Source organism: Microbispora sitophila, assembly GCF_014892245.1.
In the GTDB taxonomy this organism is placed as follows: Bacteria; Actinomycetota; Actinomycetes; order Streptosporangiales; family Streptosporangiaceae; genus Microbispora; species Microbispora siamensis.
Genome location: NZ_JADBGC010000001.1, coordinates 89,618 through 109,250, shown reverse-complemented (window position 1 = coordinate 109,250; position 19,633 = coordinate 89,618). Strand labels below are relative to the sequence as shown.

15 protein-coding genes are annotated in these 19,633 nt (G+C 72.9%); 4 read left to right on the top strand and 11 right to left on the bottom strand.

Annotation, left to right across the window (positions count from 1 at the left end; all coding sequences use genetic code 11):
* The first annotated feature begins 44 nt into the window (after positions 1-44).
* Both IL992_RS00460 and IL992_RS00455 read left to right on the top strand, forming a co-directional pair.
* A complete protein-coding gene (locus IL992_RS00460; protein ID WP_193201319.1) occupies positions 45-536 on the top strand; it encodes a TetR/AcrR family transcriptional regulator in 492 nt (163 codons plus the stop codon).
* Between the two features lie 138 nt (positions 537-674).
* A complete protein-coding gene (locus IL992_RS00455; RefSeq protein WP_193201318.1) occupies positions 675-1,889 on the top strand; it encodes an MFS transporter in 1,215 nt (404 codons plus the stop codon).
* A gap of 146 nt (positions 1,890-2,035) precedes the next feature.
* Here IL992_RS00455 and IL992_RS00450 read toward each other — a convergent pair whose 3' ends face one another.
* The 10 genes from IL992_RS00450 to IL992_RS00405 form a co-directional block, all read right to left on the bottom strand.
* Positions 2,036-2,989 carry an electron transfer flavoprotein subunit alpha/FixB family protein gene (locus IL992_RS00450; protein WP_193201317.1) on the bottom strand — a complete coding sequence of 318 codons (954 nt, stop codon included), beginning with the start codon at positions 2,987-2,989 and terminating at the stop codon, positions 2,036-2,038.
* 10 nt (positions 2,990-2,999) lie between these two features.
* Positions 3,000-3,779 carry an electron transfer flavoprotein subunit beta/FixA family protein gene (locus IL992_RS00445; protein WP_193201316.1) on the bottom strand — a complete coding sequence of 260 codons (780 nt, stop codon included), beginning with the start codon at positions 3,777-3,779 and terminating at the stop codon, positions 3,000-3,002.
* A gap of 915 nt (positions 3,780-4,694) precedes the next feature.
* Positions 4,695-5,930, bottom strand: coding sequence for a serine/threonine-protein kinase (locus IL992_RS00440; RefSeq protein WP_193201315.1), 1,236 nt, complete (start codon positions 5,928-5,930; stop codon positions 4,695-4,697).
* 72 nt (positions 5,931-6,002) lie between these two features.
* A complete protein-coding gene (locus IL992_RS00435; protein WP_193201314.1) occupies positions 6,003-7,943 on the bottom strand; it encodes a serine/threonine-protein kinase in 1,941 nt (646 codons plus the stop codon).
* An 11-nt stretch (positions 7,944-7,954) separates the two neighbouring features.
* Positions 7,955-10,228 (bottom strand): serine/threonine-protein kinase, encoded by a 2,274-nt coding sequence (locus tag IL992_RS00430; protein WP_193201313.1) that lies wholly within the window; start codon positions 10,226-10,228, stop codon positions 7,955-7,957.
* A 106-nt stretch (positions 10,229-10,334) separates the two neighbouring features.
* Complete coding sequence (locus tag IL992_RS00425) at positions 10,335-10,850, bottom strand: YbaK/EbsC family protein (RefSeq protein ID WP_193201312.1); 516 nt, start codon at positions 10,848-10,850, stop codon at positions 10,335-10,337.
* Complete coding sequence (locus IL992_RS00420) at positions 10,851-12,431, bottom strand: flavin monoamine oxidase family protein (RefSeq protein ID WP_319018231.1); 1,581 nt, start codon at positions 12,429-12,431, stop codon at positions 10,851-10,853.
* A 50-nt stretch (positions 12,432-12,481) separates the two neighbouring features.
* The gene (locus IL992_RS00415) at positions 12,482-13,324 is read right to left on the bottom strand and encodes a M55 family metallopeptidase (RefSeq protein ID WP_193201311.1); all 843 of its coding nucleotides are present in this window, start codon (positions 13,322-13,324) and stop codon (positions 12,482-12,484) included.
* Positions 13,321-14,547, bottom strand: coding sequence for a DUF6395 domain-containing protein (locus tag IL992_RS00410; RefSeq protein ID WP_193201310.1), 1,227 nt, complete (start codon positions 14,545-14,547; stop codon positions 13,321-13,323). The genes IL992_RS00415 and IL992_RS00410 overlap by 4 nt, the downstream gene beginning before the upstream one ends.
* Positions 14,548-14,553: 6 nt before the next feature.
* Positions 14,554-14,922 carry a hypothetical protein gene (locus IL992_RS00405; protein ID WP_226872035.1) on the bottom strand — a complete coding sequence of 123 codons (369 nt, stop codon included), beginning with the start codon at positions 14,920-14,922 and terminating at the stop codon, positions 14,554-14,556.
* A 144-nt stretch (positions 14,923-15,066) separates the two neighbouring features.
* Here IL992_RS00405 and IL992_RS00400 point away from each other — a divergent pair, with 144 nt between their 5' ends.
* Positions 15,067-17,766 (top strand): helix-turn-helix transcriptional regulator, encoded by a 2,700-nt coding sequence (locus tag IL992_RS00400; RefSeq protein ID WP_193201309.1) that lies wholly within the window; start codon positions 15,067-15,069, stop codon positions 17,764-17,766.
* Between the two features lie 3 nt (positions 17,767-17,769).
* Positions 17,770-18,639, top strand: coding sequence for an alpha/beta fold hydrolase (locus IL992_RS00395; RefSeq protein WP_193201308.1), 870 nt, complete (start codon positions 17,770-17,772; stop codon positions 18,637-18,639).
* Positions 18,640-18,844: 205 nt separating this feature from the next.
* Here the strand turns inward: IL992_RS00395 and IL992_RS00390 are convergent, their stop codons facing one another.
* Complete coding sequence (locus tag IL992_RS00390) at positions 18,845-19,618, bottom strand: enoyl-CoA hydratase/isomerase family protein (RefSeq protein WP_193201307.1); 774 nt, start codon at positions 19,616-19,618, stop codon at positions 18,845-18,847.
* Positions 19,619-19,633 lie beyond the last annotated feature (15 nt).

The window sequence follows — 19,633 nt, the reverse complement described above, 5'->3', positions numbered from 1 at the left end:
GGCACGTGTCGCAACTTAACCGTCCAGACGGTACAGTAGAGGGCATGAGGAGGGACGAACTGCTGGACGCGGCCGAGGGCCTGCTGCAGGATCAGGGCGCCCAGGCCCTGACCCTGGCGGCGGTGGCCGAGCGCGCCGGTGTCAGCAAGGGCGGTCTCCTCTATCACTTCGCCAGTAAGGACGCGCTCGTCAAAGGCATGATCGAGCGCCTGATCGCCGATTTCGACGCGCTGATCGAGGCGCAGTCGGAGAGCACCTACACCCGGGCGTACGTCGCCGCGACGTTCGAGGCCGTGGAGACCGGCCGGCTGCGACGATGGGCCGTGGTCACGGGCGCGGCCGGCGATCCCGGACTGCTCGCGCCGCTGCGCGGGGCGATGGACCGCTGGATGCGGCAGGGCCTGGACGACGAGCCCGACCCCCTGACCTCCCAGGTCGTACGGCTGGCCTGTGAGGGCGTCTGGGAGGTCGCCACCCACTGCGCGGCGATCATCGACTACGCCGCGATCCGCGCCAGGCTGCTCGCCCTGTTGTAGCGCGCCGCTTGTGAACCCCTGACCTGCACCTGGTGGTCGCCCTTCCTTCCGGCTCTGCCGTGAAAGGGCGACCTGCTGGTGTCTGCCCGTAAATCCGGGCCCGGAAACCCACTCGACTCACCTGGAAAGGAAGCTGTGATGACCCGCGCTTTGAGGAAGGCCCGTCACGGGGCAGTCCTCACCTTTGTCCTGGCCGGCCTGATGTGTGGAACTTTCACCGTGCGCCTCCCGGCGCTGGCCGACCGGCTCCGCCTGCCGGAGTCGTCGGTCGGGCTCACCCTGCTCAGCTGGGGGATCGGCGCGCTGCTCACCATGCAGCTCATGCGCGTCGTCCTGGCCAGGATCGGCAGCCGTGGCGTCCTGCGCGCGGCCGCTCCCCTGTGCGCGGCGTCACTGGTCCTCGTCGCGTTCGCGCCGTCCCTCCCGGTGCTGGCCGTGGCCGCCGCGCTGTTCGGCATGGCGTTCGGCGCGGTCGACGTCGGCATGAACGCCCAGGGCTCGACCGTCGAGCGGGCGTACGGCCGGCCGATCATGAGCGGCATGCACGCGGGATGGTGCGTCGGCGCGATCTCGGCGGGCCTGCTGGGCACGGCGGCCATCGCCCTGGGTCTGTCCCTCACCGTCCACATCCTGATCGTCGCCCTGGTGTCGGTGCCGGCGGCGCTGGCCCTGAGCCGTCTGCACCTGCCCGACCCCGCGCCCGAGGCGGACGAGGCGGGCCAGGCGCCGGCTCGTGCCCGGCGCAGGCTGCCCGGGGTCGTCTACCTGCTCGGCGCGGTCACCTTCGCCGCGTTCATGGTGGAGGGCGTCGTCGCCGACTGGAACGGCCTCTACCTGATCGGCACGCTGCACGCCTCCGAGGCGGTCGCCGCGCTCGGCTACCCGGTGTTCGAGGCGGGCATGCTGCTCGCCCGGCTGGCCGGCGACCGGCTGCGCGGCCGCTACGGCGCGCGCGGGCTGATCACGTTCTCCGGCGCCGCCACCGCGCTCGCGTTCCTCGCGGTGATCGCCGCGCCGGTGACCGTGGCCGCCGTGGCCGGGCTGTTCTTCATCGGGCTGTCGGTGGCGACGATCTCGCCGATGGCGCTGTCGCTGGCGGGGACCGCGACGCGCGAGCCCGGCCCGGCGATCGCACAGGCGAGCGCGATGGGCTACGCGGGCCTGCTGCTCGGGCCCGTGGTCATCGGCTTCCTGTCCACCGCGGCCTCACTGCGGGTCGCGATGGGTGTGGCGGTCGTGCTCGGCGTCGTCATCGCCGTGGCCGCACGGCTGCTGCCCGCCTCCCGCATGGAGATCATCCCGCTGCGGGCGTCCGCGGAGGACGAGGAGCGGTCCCTTCCCCTGGCCGCGTGACTCCCGGCCCGCCCCGGCAGGCGGAAGCGGGGGGGGGGGGCCCCCCGGCCGCGGCGCCGCGGGGGCGGGGGGGCCGCCCCCGGCCCCCCCGGGGGCGGGGGGCGGCGCGCCGCCCTCGGGGGGCCCCCCCGCTTCCGGCTCGGGTCCTACTTGCGCTTCTCGATCTCCTCGGTGAGCTGCGGGACGACCTGGAACAGGTCGCCCACGACACCGAAGTCGGCGATCTCGAACAGGGGCGCCTCGGCGTCCTTGTTGATCACGACGATGGTCTTGGAGGTCTGCATGCCGGCCCGGTGCTGGATGGCGCCGGAGATACCGGCCGCGATGTACAGCTGCGGGGAGACGGTCTTGCCCGTCTGCCCGACCTGGAACTGGTGCGGATACCAGCCGGCGTCGGTCGCGGCCCGCGAGGCGCCCACGGCCGCGCCGAGCGCGTCGGCGAGCTTCTCGATGATCGCGAAGTTCTCGCCCGAGCCCACGCCTCGGCCGCCGGAGACCACGATCGCGGCCTCGGTCAGCTCCGGACGGGCACCCTTCTCCTGGACGACCCGCTCGACGATCCTGGCCGCGCGGGCGGCGTCCGACAGCGCGACCTCCACCTTCTCCTCGGCGCCGGCCGCGGCGGCGGCGACGGGGGCGGTGCTGTTCGGGCGGACCGTGATGATCGGAGTGCCCTTGGTCACGCGGCTGTGGACGTTGACGCCGCCGCCGAAGATGGACTGCTCGGCGACGAAGCCCTCGCCGACGCCCACCGCGTCCGAGATCACGCCGGAGTCCGTCTTGACCGCCAGGCGGCCGGCGATCTCCTTGCCCTCGCCGGTCGCGGCGACGAAGACCGCCGCCGGGGACCGCTCGGTCACCAGGTGCGCCAGCACCTCGGCCTTCGGAGCCACCACGTAGTCGCCGATCTCGTCGGCCGTCGCCACGTAGATCTTCTCGGCGCCGTACTCGGCGAGCCTGGCCTTCGCGGCGTCGGAGTAGCCGGGGCCGGCCCACACGGCGGCCGGGGTGCCCAGCGACCGGGCCAGGGTCAGCAGTTCGAGGGTGACCTTCTTGACGTCTCCGTCGACGTGCTCGACGAGAACCAGAATCTCACTCATCCCAAGCCCCTCAGATGAACTTCTTCGACGCGAGGAACTCGGCGGCCTTGGCTCCGCCGTCGCCCTCATCCTTGATCACGGTGCCCGCGGCACGCGGCGGGGCGGCGGCGAAGTCGACGACCTCGCTCCAGGAGTTCGCCAGGCCCACCTGGTCGGCCGCGATCTCCGCGTCGGCGACGCCGAGCGTCTCGACCGGCTTCTTCTTGGCGGCCATGATGCCCTTGAACGACGGGTAGCGCGGCTCGTTGATCTTCTCGACCACCGACACGACGGCGGGCAGCGACGCCTCGACCTTGTCGTAGCCGTAGTCGGTGATCCGCTCGACCCGGATCGAGGTGCCCTCGACCTCGACCTTGCTGGCGAGCGTGAGCTGCGGGGCGCCGAGCCGCTCGGCCAGCATCGCGGCGAGCATGCCGGTGCGGGCGTCGGTCGACTCCGAACCCAGGATCACCAGGTCGAAGCCGATCTTCTTCAGGGCCTGGGAGATGGCGTAGGAGGAGCCGAGGGCGTCCGAGCCGTGCAGCGCGTCGTCGTGCAGGTGCACCGCCTTGTCGGCGCCCATCGCCAGGGCCTTGCGGATGGTCTCGGTCGCCTTGGCGGGGCCCATGCTGAGGACGGTGACCTCGCCTCCATGGGCCTCCTTGAGCCGCAGCGCCTCCTCGACCGCGTACTCGTCGAGCTCGTTCACGACGCCGTCGGCGGCGTCACGGTCGAGCGTCTTGTCATCGGACCTCAGCTTGCGCTCGGTCGCCGTGTCGGGGACCTGCTTCACGCAGACGACGATGTTCATGGCCGGTGGCCGACCTCCCCTTTCCGTACGGCTGACGCCGCGGTTCTCGGTACGTGGCGCGGGGTACGCGCACGTGATGCAAGACTGCCAGGTGCTCGCGGGCGCGCCTGTGCAGGTGGCCCGGGTGTCGAGCTGACCCTGGTCCCCCCCAGGCGTATGTTACCCATCGGTAGCTTAGGTGCAAACCTCCAGGTTTTTACGGCCGCGTCCTTCGGTTGAGGAATTACCCAGAACCCGGTCACGCCCACTGCCACCCTACCGAACTATGTTCCGGAGGCGTCGCGGGGTCCCTGTGGCCGGGACCTCCGAGTGGCCCCGCCGTCCACGCCGGCCACTCCATGATCGTAAGCAGGCGGGGCCGCGCGGAGCTCACCGTGCCTAGATGTCCGATATGTTGGCATTCGTAGCGTTGATCTTGGGGGTCTTCGCCGGTGCGTGGGACATGGCTGATCGTGGCTCTTGTCATAAGCCTGTCCGGCTGTGGTGCGGTCACCGACATGGTCGCCCACCGCGCCGACGCGCCGGCCCCGGTCACGTCGCCCCGGCCGACGCCGAGCGCCGCGCCCACTCCCCCGCCGCGGGGCACAAGCCGATCAACGTGACCGGCACCCCGACGATCTACCTGCCCCGGCCGGAGCGGCAGCGGCCGATCGGCGAGTGGTTCATCGCGCGGGCGACCCACAAGGACACCAAGGGGCATGCCCGCCCCCACGTGCTCGCGTTCTTCCGCTCCCCCGGGCAGTCCTTCAGGCCGGCCGTCGCGACTCCGATCCACTGGGGCCGGCGGATGCCGAAGCCGCGGCTCACCCAAGCACGTCAACCAGGTGCTCAACGAAGCACTGCTGGTGCCCAAGGGCAGCAGGACCATCCAGGAGCTCGGCGGCAACTGGTTCTCCTAGCCTCCCCGAGCGGGGTTCAACTCGCGAACACGAGCATGACGAGCAGGAACAGGACGGTGCCGACGGCCATGAGGAGCGTCGCCGTGCTGAACAGCGTGCTGAGCAGCGCCCACACCGCGACGGCCCCGACCCCGCCCGCGAGGTCCACCACGAGCCGCCGCCTCGACTTGCCCAGCACCCCGAACCCCGCGTCCACGAGCAGGGCGATGCCGTAGAGCACCAGCAGGAGAAGCGACACCTCGGGCAGGTTGGCGCGTGCCGCGGCGGCGAACAGGCCGACGACCACCGCGGAGCCGATCACCCAGCGGCGGTGCAGCTTCTCCCGGTGCGCGGCGCGCGGGTCGTCCACCTCTCCCCGCCGGGTTCCCCGGGAGGGCCGGCTCTGCCGCCGGTCACCGGGACGCCACTGCTGGGTGGGCGCCTCCGACAGGTCGGGCCGCGCCGGCTCGACCCCGTCCAGCACCGGCGCGGCGTCCTTGAGGAGCCCGGCCAGCTCGGCCGTCGCCGGGCGGTCGGCCGGATCCGCGCTCAGGCACCGCTCCACGATCGGGACGAGCCAGGACGGCACGCCCGACAGATCGGGCTCGCGGTGGACGACCCGGTAGGCGATCGCCGCGGCCGGCCCGGTCCCGTACGGCTGCCGCCCCGACGAGGCGAAGGCCAGCGTCGCCCCCCAGGCGAACACGTCGGCCTCCGGCCCGGCCTCCCGGCCCTCCAGCACCTCGGGAGCCAGGTAGCCGGGCGTGCCGACGACCGCGCCCGACGCGGTGACCGAGGCCGACTCCAGCGCGCAGGCGATGCCGAAGTCGATCACGTACGGCTCGCGCTCGGAGACGATCACGTTGGCCGGCTTGAGGTCGCGGTGGACGACGCCGGCGGCGTGGACGGACTCCAGCGCCTCCGCCAGCCCCAGGGCGAGCCGCAGCAGGTCGGCCCCTGCGACCGGCCCGTCCTTGGCCACGAGCGTGCTGAGCGGCCTGCCCTGGACGTACCGGGTGACGATGTAGGGCCGCTCCCCCGACAGCGAGACGTCCAGCACTTCGGCGACGTGGGCCCCGCGAACGCGGCGCATGGTCTCCACCTCGCGGGCGAGGCGGGTGATCGCGAACCCGTCGGAGGCGACGTGGGGATGCAGGACCTTCACCGCCACCGTGCGCCCGTCGGGGTCGAGCGCGAGGTGGACCTCACCGAACCCGCCGGAGCCGAGCGCGGAGACCAGACGGTAGGGACCAAGCTGTTCCGGCGTTCCCAAACTGTGTCTCCCGCTTCGCTCGGGGCCTCCGCTTCGCTCGGGGCCTCCCGGTTCACCGAGGGACCGGGGCGGTCAGGTCCAGAAGGTCAGGAAGCCCAGGCCGATCCTGTCCATGATGTCCCCGATCACGCCGCCGATCAGGTTGACGACCGTGTCCTGACCCTTCTGTTTGAGATCCGCGACGATGTGGTCCACCGCCACCGACGGCGGCCGCCAGGGGATCCACGAGGCGTCCGCGGACAGCGCCGTCATGATCGCGAACAGCGCGACCGTGCCGACCGCGATCGTCACGATCATTCCCGCTCCGGGGCTCCGGATCACCGCGCTCAGCGTCCGGGACACCGCCTTGCGGGGGGCTTTCCCGCCGGGGAGGAGGAACAGCCCGGCCACGAAGGCGCCCGCGGCGTACGCGGCGGCCGGGTCGGGCCTGACCCCGCCGAGGTAGTGAAACCCGCCCCACACGCACATCGCGAACATCACGGCCAGCGGCACCTGCACCACCGTCGCCAGCCCGGCCTTGATCAGCGCCCACGGCGTGCCGAGCACCGCGAGGAGCGGGTCGGCCCCACTGCTGCCCCGCGCGGCCCGGCGGTCGGCGAGATCGCCGAGCAGGTACTGCCCCACCCGCAGGCACAGCGCCGCCACGACGGCGAACAGGCTCACCACGACCGGCAGCAGGCAGGCCAGCGCCACGAGCGTGGCCAGCAGCAGGGCCGCGAGCACCGGATGCGGGGCCCGGTAGGGGGCCCGCCTCGGCTCGGGCTCGTGCGGCGCGGCGGGAGCCGGCGGCGGCGCGACCCGGGGCTCCGGGTAGCCCGCCACCCGCTGGTCGGTGTACGGCTGGTAAACGGGTTGCTGGTAGCCGGGAGGCTGGTACGGCGGCGGGGGCGGGCTCGCCTGCCCGTACGGCGGGGCCTGCGGATGCGCCGGAGGCGGCGCGGACACCGGGCGGCGCTGCCTGGGCGCCCGGGGCTCCCGGCGGGGGCGCTCCGGCTCCACGTAGTTCACTGGCGGCAGCAGGTCGGAGTAGCTGTCGTCGTCGGCCGGCAGCATGGTGGTCCGGCTCCCGTTGGCGCCGTTCACCGAGCCACCCCCATTCACCGGGCCGCCCGCGTCCCTGCGCGCCGGCTCGTCGAGCACGCGCGTGCCGTCCAGGATCCGCGTCCCGCCGTCCCGTGGCGGCTCGTGGGCGGTCTCCTGGAGCACGGTGACCGAGGGGTCGAGCGAACGGGTGAGCCGGAGCAACGACGCGCCCGTGGGACGCGACGTGGCCTCGGGCGCCAGCGCGGAGCGCAGCCAGCCCCGCAGCCAGGCCGGCGCGAGGTCCACCTGCGCCTTGCCTTCGAGGATGTTGTAACAGACCGACTCGAACGTGCCCGAGCCGAACGGCGCCTTCCCTGTCGCCGCGAAGAAGACCGTGGCCGCCAGCGCGTGCACGTCGGCGGCCTGGGTGATCTCGGTGTCCCGGATGATCTCCGGAGCGAGGTAGCCGGGCGTGCCGACGAACATCCCCGTCTGGGTCAGCCGGGTGGCGTTGACCAGGTGGGCGATGCCGAAGTCGATCACGAGCGGCTCGCCGTCCACGAGCATCACGTTGGCCGGCTTGAGGTCGCGGTGGATGACGTCGGCCGCGTGGATGGCGACCAGGGCCTCGCACAGGCCCACCGCGAGCCGGATCACGCCGTCGTCGCTGAGCGGCCCGTCCTCCAGCACCGTCTGCTCTAAGGTCCGACCGGGGGCGTACCGCGTCACGATGTAGGGCGCGGCGCCGGTCAGGTCGGCGTCGAGGACCTCGGCGACGCGCTTGCTGCGCACCCGCCGCATGGTCTCGACCTCGCGGGTGAGCCGGTCGCGCGCCTTGAGGTCGGTGGCGACGTGCGGGTGCAGGACCTTGACCGCGACCTCGCGCCCCTCCGCGTCCAGGCCGAGATGGACCACCCCCATGCCGCCCTCGCCGAGCTGCCTGAGCAGCCGGTAGGGCCCGATCCTCTCCGGAGCCTCAGTAGCCGACATGTCGTCCCCCGTCACCCGTTCCCCGCCTGGTTACGCAGGTCTCTCAGTCGTTCCAGTACTGACACAACGTCGATTGGGCCCCAGAAGTGCCCTGCTGTCTGTTTACCCAGAAGGCTGGAGAGCGCGAGCGCCGCCGTCAGCACCGCCAAGGCGCCGATCCCCCAGGCGAGCCCCTTCGCCGCTCCCTCGCCGGGCACCAGCGAGGCCAGCGTCCGCCGCATCTGCCTGCCCGGACCCACGACTCCCGGCCCCGCGCAGATCGTCCACAGGGCCGTCGCGATCCCCCAGCTCAGCGCCGCGAGCCGGAGCGCGGGCGTGGCGCCGAGGAGGACGGTGAGCAGCAGCGTCACCGGCAGTCCCAGGATCAGCGCGTACGGCACGAGCGCGATCGTGACGCCGATCGACTTCACGAGCTCCGCCGGACGGCTCAGCACCCGCAGCACGTCGGCCGCCGCGGCGCCCGCAGGGCGTCGGGAGTTGAGGTGCGGCTGGGCCAGGTCGGCGGCCCGCAGCAGCACCACGGCCGGCACGGCCACCAGGCACACCAGCAGCGGCGCCATGACCGCGAGCGACGTCATCACGACGAGCAGCAGCGCGCTGGCCACGCCGTACGTCTTGGAGCGCTGGAACAGCCCCCCGGGCGTGAACGGCATGGGCGGCACGGTCGGCGGCGGCACCCGCACCGTCGGCATGAACGGCGCGGGGTTCGGCTGGTGGATGTGCGGAGTCCGCTCGTAGATCTCGGGCGCGTGCCCGAAGAGCGCGTGGTCGCGCGCCGCCACGTCCCCCTGGTCGTAGGACCCGTGCTGAGCGGACCCATGCTGCGGCGAGCCTGGTTGCGGCGACCCGGGTTGCGTGAACCCGGGGGACGCCGCGCGTGGTCCCGTGGGATCGCCGCTGACGGCCTGACGCACCTCCTCGGAGGTCACCCGCCGGGTGGGGATGTCGCCCTCCGGGCGCAGCATCGGCGTGGGCCACTCGTCCGGCCGGCCATACGGCGGGGCGGACGGCCCACCGGTCGTGGGAGCCGGGCCCGACACGGGCGAGCCCGGGAACGCGGACGGACCGGACGGGCCGGTCGGCGGGGTGCGGGGCGGAGCCATCCGGGTGGGGATGTCGCCCTCGGCCGGGCTCTCCACCTGGCTGTTCCCTGGGCCGTTCGGTGGAGCGGCCGGCCCGAGGCCCGCCCGGCGCAGGTCCTCTCCGGTCACCCGCACGGTCGGGAAGGGATCGCCGCCCTGGCCCGCCGCGGGCGTCTCGCGCAGCAGTGAAACGAACTCCTCGGCCCGGCCGCCCGGCTGGGACGGCGTGACCGGCGGCGTCGCCACGGGCGCGACCGGCGGGGTGATCGGCGGCATCGGCGACCCGGTCGGCGGCCCGCCCGCGACGGGCCCGCCCGGCCGGCCGGCGCCGGGCGCCTGCTGACCGCCGGTGTCGTCGACGTTGGGCACCGTCGTGATCTCGTCGGGCACCCGGGGCCTGCCGCCCGGCGACTGGGGCATGAGCCACGCGAGCTGCCGTACGAGCTCGGCCGCGGTCGGCCGCCTGGCCGGGTCGCGGTTGAACGCGGCGCGCAGCATCGGCTGGATCGGCGCGGGGGCGGCCTCGACGTTGGCCCGGCCGGAGGTGATGTTGAAGAAGACCATCTCCAGCGTGCCCTTGCCGAACGGCGGCTGGCCGGTGGCGGCGAACAGCACGGTGCCGGCCCAGGCGTGCACGTCCACCTGCGGCCCGGCCTCGTGACCCTCGATGATCTCGGGGGCGAGGTATCCGGGCGTGCCGATGAACATGCCGGTCTGGGTGAGCCGGGTGGCGTCGACCGCCTGGGCGATGCCGAAGTCGATCAGCACCGGCTGGCCGTCCAGCATCAGCACGTTGCCCGGCTTCAGGTCGCGATGGATGACCCCGGCGGCGTGCACGACGGCGAGGGCCTCGGCCACCCCGACGGCGACCTTGAGCACAGCGTCGAGGGACAGCGGGCCGTCGTTCTTGACGATCTCGTCGAGTGGCCGTCCCGGCACGTAGCGCGTGACGATGTACGGCCTGCGCCCCGTGACGTCGGCGTCGACGACCTCCGCGATGTTCGGCCCGCGCACCCGCCGCATGGTCTCGACCTCGCGCGACAGACGCCTGCGCGCCACGTCGTCGCCCGCCACCTCCGAGCGCAGGACCTTGACGGCCACCTGCCTGCCCTGCGGGTCGAGGGCGAGGTGAACCACGCCCATGCCGCCCTCACCGAGCCGCCTCAGCAGCCGGTACGGGCCCAGTCGGTCGTCCTGATTCATTGCCTAAGCACCATACCGACTAAAAGAACGCCCATGAGTGAACCATCGCGCCACATCTCCGCTCAGCACAACGGTGAAAAGACGCCATCGGTTTCCGGGCAGGCTGTCAAATGGTGAGCGCGAGGACCTCCCCCCGCGTCGCCGCGACCAGCGCCTCGCCGGAAAGCGCCAGCTTGGAGCGGCGGACGCCGCTGCCGATCACCACGAACGGCCGCCGGGTCACGTTTTCGTCAACGAGCACCGGCCAGTCCTCGGGAAGACCGATCGGAGTGATGCCGCCGTACTCCATTCCGGTCAGTTCGACGGCCTCCGTCTGCGGGGCGAAGGACGCCTTCCGCGCGTCCAGGTGGCGGCGCACGATTCCGTTGATGTCGGCCCGCCCGGTGGCGAGCACCATGACGGCGGCGTACCGCGTCTCCCCGCCCCGCTTGGCGGCGACGATGACGCAGTTGGCCGAGTCCTCCATCGCCACGCCGTACCGCTCGCAGAACGCGGCGGTGTCGGCGAGCGCGGCATCGATCTCGGCGACCTCCACCTTCACGTCGAGAGAGGCCACGGCCTTGGCGACGGGATCGGCGAGCAGGTCGGGCCGGTCGGACGCGGGAACCCATTCGAGTGGCATTCAGCCCTCCTTGACGGCGCGCTCATGCAGTTGGGTGACCACCTTACGGGCCGACTCCAGCGCCCCCGCCTGCCAGGCGACGAGGTGCGTGAGCCAGTCGCCCGCGAAGTACACCCGGCCGGCCGGCCGCTGCAGGAGCGCGAAGGCGCCCTCGTAGGAGGGCCAGGCGACCCAGGCGCCCTCGATGTGCGGCTGCCGCCGCCAGGCGATCGAGACGCTGGACAGTAGTTCCGAGCGGTACTTCTCGCCGTGGATCTTCTTGCCCTGGGTGAGTGCCCGCCGCTGCCGTTCCTCGTGGGGGAGACGGGCGTACGCGTCGGCGTCCTCGTCGAGGTTGTAGTAGCCGACCACCAGCCCGCGGGTGCCGTGGAAACCGTACGAGGGATACCAGATGTGTGCGATGTCCAGGTCGGTCTCGGTGATGCCGCCGTAGATCCGCTCGTCGGTCTCCCACCAGCGGCGGCGGTACTCCAGCCCGATCTTCCCGGCCGACACCGGGGTGGGCGTCCGCAGGGCCGCGACGACCCGGGCGTCCAGGTTGCCGGGGATCCGGGCGAGCACGTGCGGCGGCAGGGCCGCGACGCAGTAGTCCGCGCGGGTACGGCCGCCCGTGTGCTCGATCTCCACTCCGTCGGGCAGGTTCGTGATCTTCTTCACTTCGGCCGAGGTGCGGACGCGGTCGCGACCGACCGCCTCGGCGAGCTTGACCGCTATGGCGTCCATGCCGCCGACCGGCTGGAACATCGGCATGGCCTGCTCGAAGCCGAAGGGGAACGCGATCGACCGGCCGAGCCCGTAGCCGAGCACCTCCGACAGGGCCGGTGGGCCGTCGAGCGGCGCCCCCGCGCCGGCGCCGGGGTACGTCGCGAAGCCCCTGCGCTCGGACCCCGTGTAGACGTAGCGCTTCCCGATGTCGCCGAACTCCGACAGGAAGTGGAGCAGGCGGTCCTTGTCCGCCGCCGTCAGCCGTGCGTCCAGCGCGCCGGTCCTCGTGGCCTTCGCCAGCAACTCGCTGATGTAGCCGTAGGTGTCGGCGCGCGCGGTGCGGGCCCGCACCGGGGCCCGCATCCCTTTGTTGAAGACGTACGCCCCGGAGTTCTCGTTGACGAACAACTCGATGGGCACGCCCAGCTCGCGGCAGTAGTCGAGGGTGACCATCCACTGGGCGATGCGGGCCGGCCCGGCGTTGAAGTAGACGTCCTCCCCGAACCGCACTTCCTGCGTCGCACCGGACAACTCGGGCAGCCGGTCGCCGCCGCGCAGTGTGAGGCTGCGTCCGCCGGCCCGGTCCCGGGCCTCCAGGATCGTGCAGTCGTACCCCGCCTTGCCCAGCTCGTACGCGGTGGCCAGGCCCGCGATCCCCGCCCCGAGGATCACGACGGACCCGGCGCCCCTCCCGCTGAGCGCGAAGTCGGACCGGCTGGGCGGCGTGTAGTCCTTCTGCTGGTGGTCGGGTGCGAGCCCGAGGGCGCCCATGGCCGCGTACATCGCTCCGGCGCCTCCGGCCGCGCCGACGCCCACCAGGAAGGCGCGCCGCGACAGCGCACCCGTACGCTCCCGGGTCACGCCGTCACTGCCCACCTTGCCTGCTCTTTCACCTGAGGGAACTGGATCTGGGAGGAGACCGGGTGTCAGCCGTAGCGGCCGCTGCCGCAGGCCACCTGACCCCCGATCATCGAGAAGATCCCGAACAGGGCCATGATCTGGTGGTAGTCGTCCGTGGTGAACTCGGTGTGCCGGGGGCCGGCGAGCCGTACGCCGGGCACGATCGAGCAGGCCGCGGCGATGGCGGTGGAGTTCCACTCCACACCGAGGGTGTACGGCGGCTCGACCACGTAGGGCCGGAAGTCGGACAGCCTGCCGAGCGCGCGGGCGGCACCCTCGCGGATGCGCCGCCAGGCGACGGCCGGGGGCAGCAGCTCGGCGGAGAACTTGTCGATGCCCTTCTTCACGGCGACCGTCTCGACCTCGCCGAGCAGTTCCCTGGCCTCCTCGCACACCGCGTCGTCGCCGGTGACGAGCGCGACCGGCACGCCCAGCGAGCCCGCGAAGCCGGCCACGATCCGGGTCTCGCCGCAGACCTCGCCGTTCAGGTAGACGTTCTGGATCTCCTTGCCCATCCACGTGTGGTTGAGCACCCCGTGCGGCACGCCGGCCCGGGCGTGGTAGCCGGCGAAGCAGGCGGCGTCCAAGCCGGCGACCAGGCCCTGCCCCATGCGGTGCGGCTTGCCCGGACCCCTGATCAGGGTGGCCCGCTCGTCCAGCAGGTCGATCCTGAGGTTCTTGGTGGACCCGTGGGCGTCGTTCACCAGCACGGACGCGGCGCCCGCGTCGAAGGCGCCCTGGACCACCGCGTTGGCGTCCCCCGTCATCATCTCGCAGCCGCGCTCGTAACCGCGGCCGCCGTGATGCATCTCCTCGGGGTCGGTCAGCCCGGTGACCCCCTCCATGTCCACCGACAGGTAAATCCTCATCGTGCCCCCCACGTCTCCACCCGGCGTGCCTCGTCCTCCGTCATCAGCCCGATGTTCTCACCGACGTACGCCTCGACCCGGGCCCGCCAGGGCTCGGGGATCTCCCGGAGCGCGGGCGGATAGCAGTGCTCCAGCCACCGTACGGACTCGGCCGTCGCCTGAAGGTACTCCGCCGCCTTGGCGAAGGGGGTGTCCTCGATGCCCGGGACGTGCGCGCACCCGTACTCGATGGTCTCCTGGCCACCGTACGGCGGGGGCTCCTGCCACTTGCGTGCGGCGGGCATCCCGGCGGTGATCGGCGTGTCGAGCGGCCGCCGCTCCACGGCCGCCAGGATCAGCTCCTTGCGCAGGCACTTCGCGCACTTCGTGCAGGGGCCGTCCATGTCCCCCCGCAGGCACCAGCGGACCAGATGCGCGAGGTCGGACTCCATGGCCATCCGCATGGTCACGGGCTCGCTCAGGCCGCCGGCGGGGAGGACCATCGCGACCCCGGCCGCGGCGAACAGGCGGCCCCACGGACCGTCGGCCGCCCACATGGGGTTGTCCGGGCTGTAGCGGTGGGTGTAGCGCTCGCCGCCGAGCCAGCGCGACCCCAGCTCGTGTCCGAAGGCGACGCCGCCGAGGTCGAGGTCGTCGGCGAGCAGGAGCGCGCCCGCCGTCACCGCGTGGTGCTCCGGGAAACCCGGCCGGGGCCGGCTCAGCACGAACTCCAGGTCCGACTGAACGACGTGTGTCTCCCGTCCGCTCTTGTGGACGAGTCGTGCCAGCACCTCGGATCGGTAGTGCGTCCACCGGTTGGGCACCCGGGGGTGGCTCACCCGCTGGAAGTGCACGAACGGCGCGTCGGGGAACATCGCGGCCACGGCCATCGAGTCCGCGCCCCCGCTGTAGGAGATGGCCAGACGGGTGCCGCTCCTGGCGTCCGCCCCGACCGGCCCGGCGTCCACGCCCCACCCCGTACGCAGCGCCTCGGCGAGCCCGGCGGAGATCGGCCGGTCGAACGTCACCCGCCGCCTGACCCACGGCGCGACGACGGTCCACGCGGTGACCGCGAGCAGGTCGGGATGCGGGGACGCGCCGGCGTCCCCGGTCCGGATGTGGCAGGAGTTCGTACGCAACTCGATGGGGTGGCCGTCGGTGCAGGCCCCCGTGGTCTCGTCCTCCGCGTCGAGCAGGAAGACCAGTCGCCAGACGTCCGCGTCACGCGTCCACCGCACCCGCACGACCGGTCACCCCGCCCGTCCGGGAGCGCCCACCCGCGCCGACAGATCGTCGATCGCCTGCCAGATGCGCATCTCGTTCTGCAGCAGCGTGTCCACCGCCTCGGCGGTCTCGGTCGCCAGCCGGTACGCCTCGGCCGCCTTGGGGTCCGCCGTCACCCGGGGCTCCGGTGCCGCCTTGACGGGCGTTCCGGTTCCCCGCCGCAGCCGGTCGACCTCGCCGCGCAGCGCCACGATCTCCCGGCGGAGCATCTGGACCTCCCAGAGGGCGTCCTTCAGGTCCTGCCGGTGGTCGGGCTTGGTGACGTATCGAGAGTCGAGCCGGGACAGCAGCGCCCGGCGCAGCCGTGACAGGCCCAGCACTCGCAACCGCATCATGAGCCGCCACGATAGCGGCATTTTTGAGCGATTCTTTACGCAAAGTACAGAGTTGCTCAAAGGTGGCTGGGAAAAGGCCTGCCGGCCCTCTCGACCGGACAAGGGCGTCGGACGCGACCTCGCCACGCAATACAGTCTGCGGTTGTGCTTTACGGCAGATCGGTGGAAACGGCCGCGATCGACGACCTGATCGATCGGGCCAGGAAAGGCTCCGGGGGCGCGCTGGTGCTGCGCGGCGAGGCCGGTGCCGGCAAGACGGCGCTGCTCGACCTGGCGGCCTCCCGGGGCGGGCCCATGCGGGTCCTGCGGACCACCGGGGTCGAGGCGGAGGCCGATCTGGCGTTCGCCGCCCTGCACCAGTTGCTGCTGCCGGTGACCGGGCTGCTCGACGCGCTGCCGGAACCGCAGGCCGAGGCCGTGTGCGGCGCGCTCGGGCTGGCCCCGGCCGGCTCCGGCGATCGGTTCCTGCTGGCGGCCGGGGTGCTGTCGCTGCTGGCCGAGGCCGCCGCGCCGGACGGGCTGATCTGCGTGGTCGACGATTTCCAGTGGGTGGACCGGCCTTCGGCCGACGCCCTGCTGTTCGCCGCCAGGCGGCTCGGCACGGAGCCGATCGCGATGCCGCTGGCCGTACGTGGCGACGTGCCGGTGAAGGGCCTGCCCTCGCTGGAGATCGCCGGGCTGGCGGAACCGGCGGCCGCGGAACTGCTCGACGCCGGCTTCACGCTCGCGGCGCCGGTCAGGCGAGACCTCGTGACACTGACCGGGGGCAATCCGCTGGCGCTGCGCGAGTCGGCCCGGCTGCTCACCCCCGCCCAGCGGGCCGGCCGGGAACCGCTGCCCGACCCCCTGCCGGGCGGCAACCGGCTCTTCGGCGACCGGGTGGCCGCGCTGTCCGAAGGGGCACGGCTGACGGCCTTGCTGGCGGCGGTCGAGAGCGATCTCGACCTGGTGCTGCGGGCCGCCGACCGGCTGGGCGCGGGCGAAGCGGCGCTGCCCGAGCTCGAGTCCGCCGGGCTCGCGGGCGTGTCCGGGACGCACGTGCGGTTCCGCCATCCGCTGATCCGGTCCGCGGTGTACGAGGCGTGCTCCCCCGCCGAACGCCGCGAAGCGCACGCGGTGCTGGCCGAGCTGTCCGACGGGGACCGGCGAGCCTGGCATTTGGCCGGGGCCGCGCTCGGACAGGACGAATCGGTCGCCACCGCGCTCGCGCGGGTCGCGGAACGGGACCGGGACCGGGGCGGGTACGGCGCCGCCGCCACCGCCCTGACCAGGGCCGCCGAACTCACCCCCGAACCGCTGGTGCGCGCCCGGCGGCTCAAGGACGCCGCCGTGGCCGCCTGGCTCGGGGGGCGTCCCGGCCAGGCGGAGTCCCTGCTGGCCGAGGCCCGAGAGTTCGCGGGGGCGGACCCCGGGCTGATCATGGAGATCGCGCAGCTGCGGGGGCGGTTCGAGCTGAACTCGGGCGACGCCGCCGAGGCCGTACGGATCCTCGCCTCGGGCGACACCCTGGACATGCTGGCCGACGCCTCGGAGGCCGCGTCGTACGTCGGCGACACGGAGGCCATCATCGAGATCGGGCGGCGGGCGGCCGCATTCCCCAAGGGGTTCCTGCGCGACGTGGTCGCCGGCCTCGGCGCGACGCTCGCCGACGGCAGCGGGCACGACCTGCTCAGGCGGGCCCTCGGCCGTACGGGCGAGTTGCGCGAGGCGGCCGAGTTCCTGTGGGCCGCGGCGGCGGCCAGCCAACTGGGCGAGGTAGACCTGTCGGCCGAGCTGGCCGAGCGGGCCGGGCGGGTGGCCAGGGTCTCCGGGATGACGGGCCAGCTGCCCGTGGTGCTGGAGTTCGTCGCCACCGCGGAACGGCTGGCCGGGCGCCTCGCGGAGAGCCGGGCCGTCTCCGAGGAGGCGCTGGAGCTGGCTCGCGAGGCCGGATACGCCAACACCGTGGCCGCGCATCTGGCCAACCTCGCGGCCGTGGCGGCCCTGCGCGGCGAGGAGGAGCTCTGCGCCCGGTACGCCGGGGAGGCGCTGGCCATCGCCGTCCCGCACCGGGTGGGCCTGCGCGCCGGGGTCGCGGCCTACGCCCTGGCCATGCTCGACCTGTGCCTGGGCCGGTTCGCCGCGGCGCACGACCGGTTTACCGCCATCGTCTCGGCGGGGCCCGGCGCCGGGCATCCGGCGGTGGTCTGGCGGGCCACGCCGGACCGGATCGAGGCCGCCCTGGGCGCCGGCGATCCGGACGCCGCCCGCAGGGCGCTGGAGGCGTACGAGCACTGGTCGGCCCACGCGGGGACGGCCGAGTCCCAGGCCTTGCTCGCCCGCTGCCGCGGCCTGGTCCTGCCGGACGACCAGGCGGTCGAGTCGCTCCTGGAGGCGTCACGACTGCACACCAACCCGTTCGAGGCGGCCAGGACGGGGCTGCTGCTGGGCGAGCGGCTGCGCCGTACGCACCGGCCGGGCGAGGCCAGAGCGCACCTGCGCGCGGCGTTCGAGACGTTCCAGCGGGCGGGAGCCGCGCCGTGGGCGCGGCGCGCGTACGGCGAGCTGCGCGCGGCGGGCGAGAGCGTGCGAACGGGTGCGGACGCGCCCGCGGTCGCCGAGGCGATCCCCGAGGTAGGAGGGACGGCGCTGGACACGCTCACCCCGCAGGAGCTGCGCATCGCCACCCTGGTGGCGGGCGGCGCGACCAGCAAGGAGATCGCCGCACGGCTGTTCCTGAGCCCGCGCACGGTCGAATACCACCTGTACAAGATCTATCCGAAGCTCGGCATCACCTCACGTACGGAACTGGCTCGGCTAGTAGTTCTACGGAAGGCGGCGGCGACCGCGGACGACATGCTTTAGCCCATGCCAAACATCTGGAGTGAAGAGTTCGGGGCCGCGGCCGACGCGCCGATCGTGCTGGTGATGGGTTCGATGTCGCAGGGGATCCTGTGGCCGGACGAGTTCGTGGGCCGGCTCGCCGCCGGCGGCCGGCGCGTGATCCGCTACGACCACCGCGACACCGGGATGTCCGACGTCGTCGACTTCGAGAAGGATCCGTACACATGGGACGACATCAAGAACGACGTGCTACGGGTGATGGACGCGCACGGGCTGGACAGCGCGCATCTGGTCTGCCATTCGGCGGGCGGGCTGCTCGGGCAGCTGATCGCGGTGGAGCGGCCGGAGCGCGTGCGGACGCTCACCGTCATCGGCTCATCGCCGCTCGGCGGCGGTGAGGGCGCGGTGCTCATGCGGGCGCTGATGGGCGAGCCGCAGCCCGAGGACAGCCTGCCCGAGCCCACGCCGGAGTTCGTCGCGTTCTACCGCGAGCTGATCACCGCGCCGCCGCCGCGCGACCGGCGGGAGCGGATCGAGCGCATGATCGCGGAGGACCGCGTGCTGCACGGCACCGGGCTGCCGTTCGACGAGGACGCCTCGCGCAGGCTGCAGGAACGCCTGTACGACCGGGCGCGGGACCTCGACGCGGCGGCCAACCACCGGCTGGCGGCAGCGGCGAAGCCGGACTTCGAGCCGGTGGGCGTTCTGCACCGGGTCAAGGCGTCCACCCTGGTCGTCGAGGGCACGCACGAGCCCGCCAAGCCGGGCCACGGCGCCCTCATCGCCGAGCAGATCCCCGGCGCCCGGCTGATGACGGTCGAGGGCATGGGCCACACCCTGCCGCCCGAGGTGCACGCGGAACTGGCCGGCGCCATCCTCGCCCACACAGCCTGACCCGCGAGGAGCGCGGCCCTGTCTGGACTGAGGAGCGCGCGGAGCGAGGAACGAGCGAGCACGCACCGAGGGAAGCGCCCATTGCGCGCCTCCGGCACGACCACGCGGACTGTAGGCGCCCCGAGCCGCCGCGCCGGAGGCGTGGCAAATCAACACAGAGGGGCGCGGCAATGTCACTGGCCGGTGAACTCAGCTGCCCGTGAACTCAGCTTCCTGTGAATTTGGGGCGACGCTTCTCGGCGAAGGCCGTCATGCCCTCCCGGGCGTCCTGGGTGGCGAACAGGCCGGAGAACTGGAGCCGCTCGATCTCCAGGCCGGTGTCGAGGTCGGTCTCGAGGCCGTGGTCGATCGCGAGCTTGGCCGCCCGGACCGCGGCGACGGGTCCCTCGGCGAACGTCGCGGCGAGTTCGAGCGCCGCCGTGTAGACCTCGCCGTCGGGCACCACCCGGTCGACCAGGCCGATGGCGAGCGCCTCGGCGGCGTCCACGTGCCGCCCGGTGAAGATCAGGTCCTTGGCCCGGGCGGGCCCGACGAGCCGGGACAGGCGCTGGGTCCCGCCCGCGCCGGGGATGAGCCCGAGGGTGATCTCCGGCTGGCCGAGCTTCGCGCTCTCTCCGGCCACCCGGAAGTCGGCGCACAGCGCGAGCTCGCAGCCGCCGCCCAGGGCGTACCCGATGATCGCCGCGATCACCGGCTTGCCGATCCGCGCGACGGCGGTGAAGCACTCCTGCAGTGTGCGCGAGTGCACGGCCATGTCGGCGTAGGACATGACCGCCATCTCCTTGATGTCGGCACCGGCCGCGAAGACGCGTTCACCGCCGTAGACGATGACCGCGTGCGTGTTCGGATCGGCGTCCACGAGCCGCGCGGCCTCCGCGATCTCCTCCTGGACCTGCCGGTTCAGCGCGTTCATCTTCGGCCGGTCGAGCCGGATCGTGGCGATGTGCTCGGAGATCTCCACCCTCACGAATTCACCCATGGCCCCCACCATAAA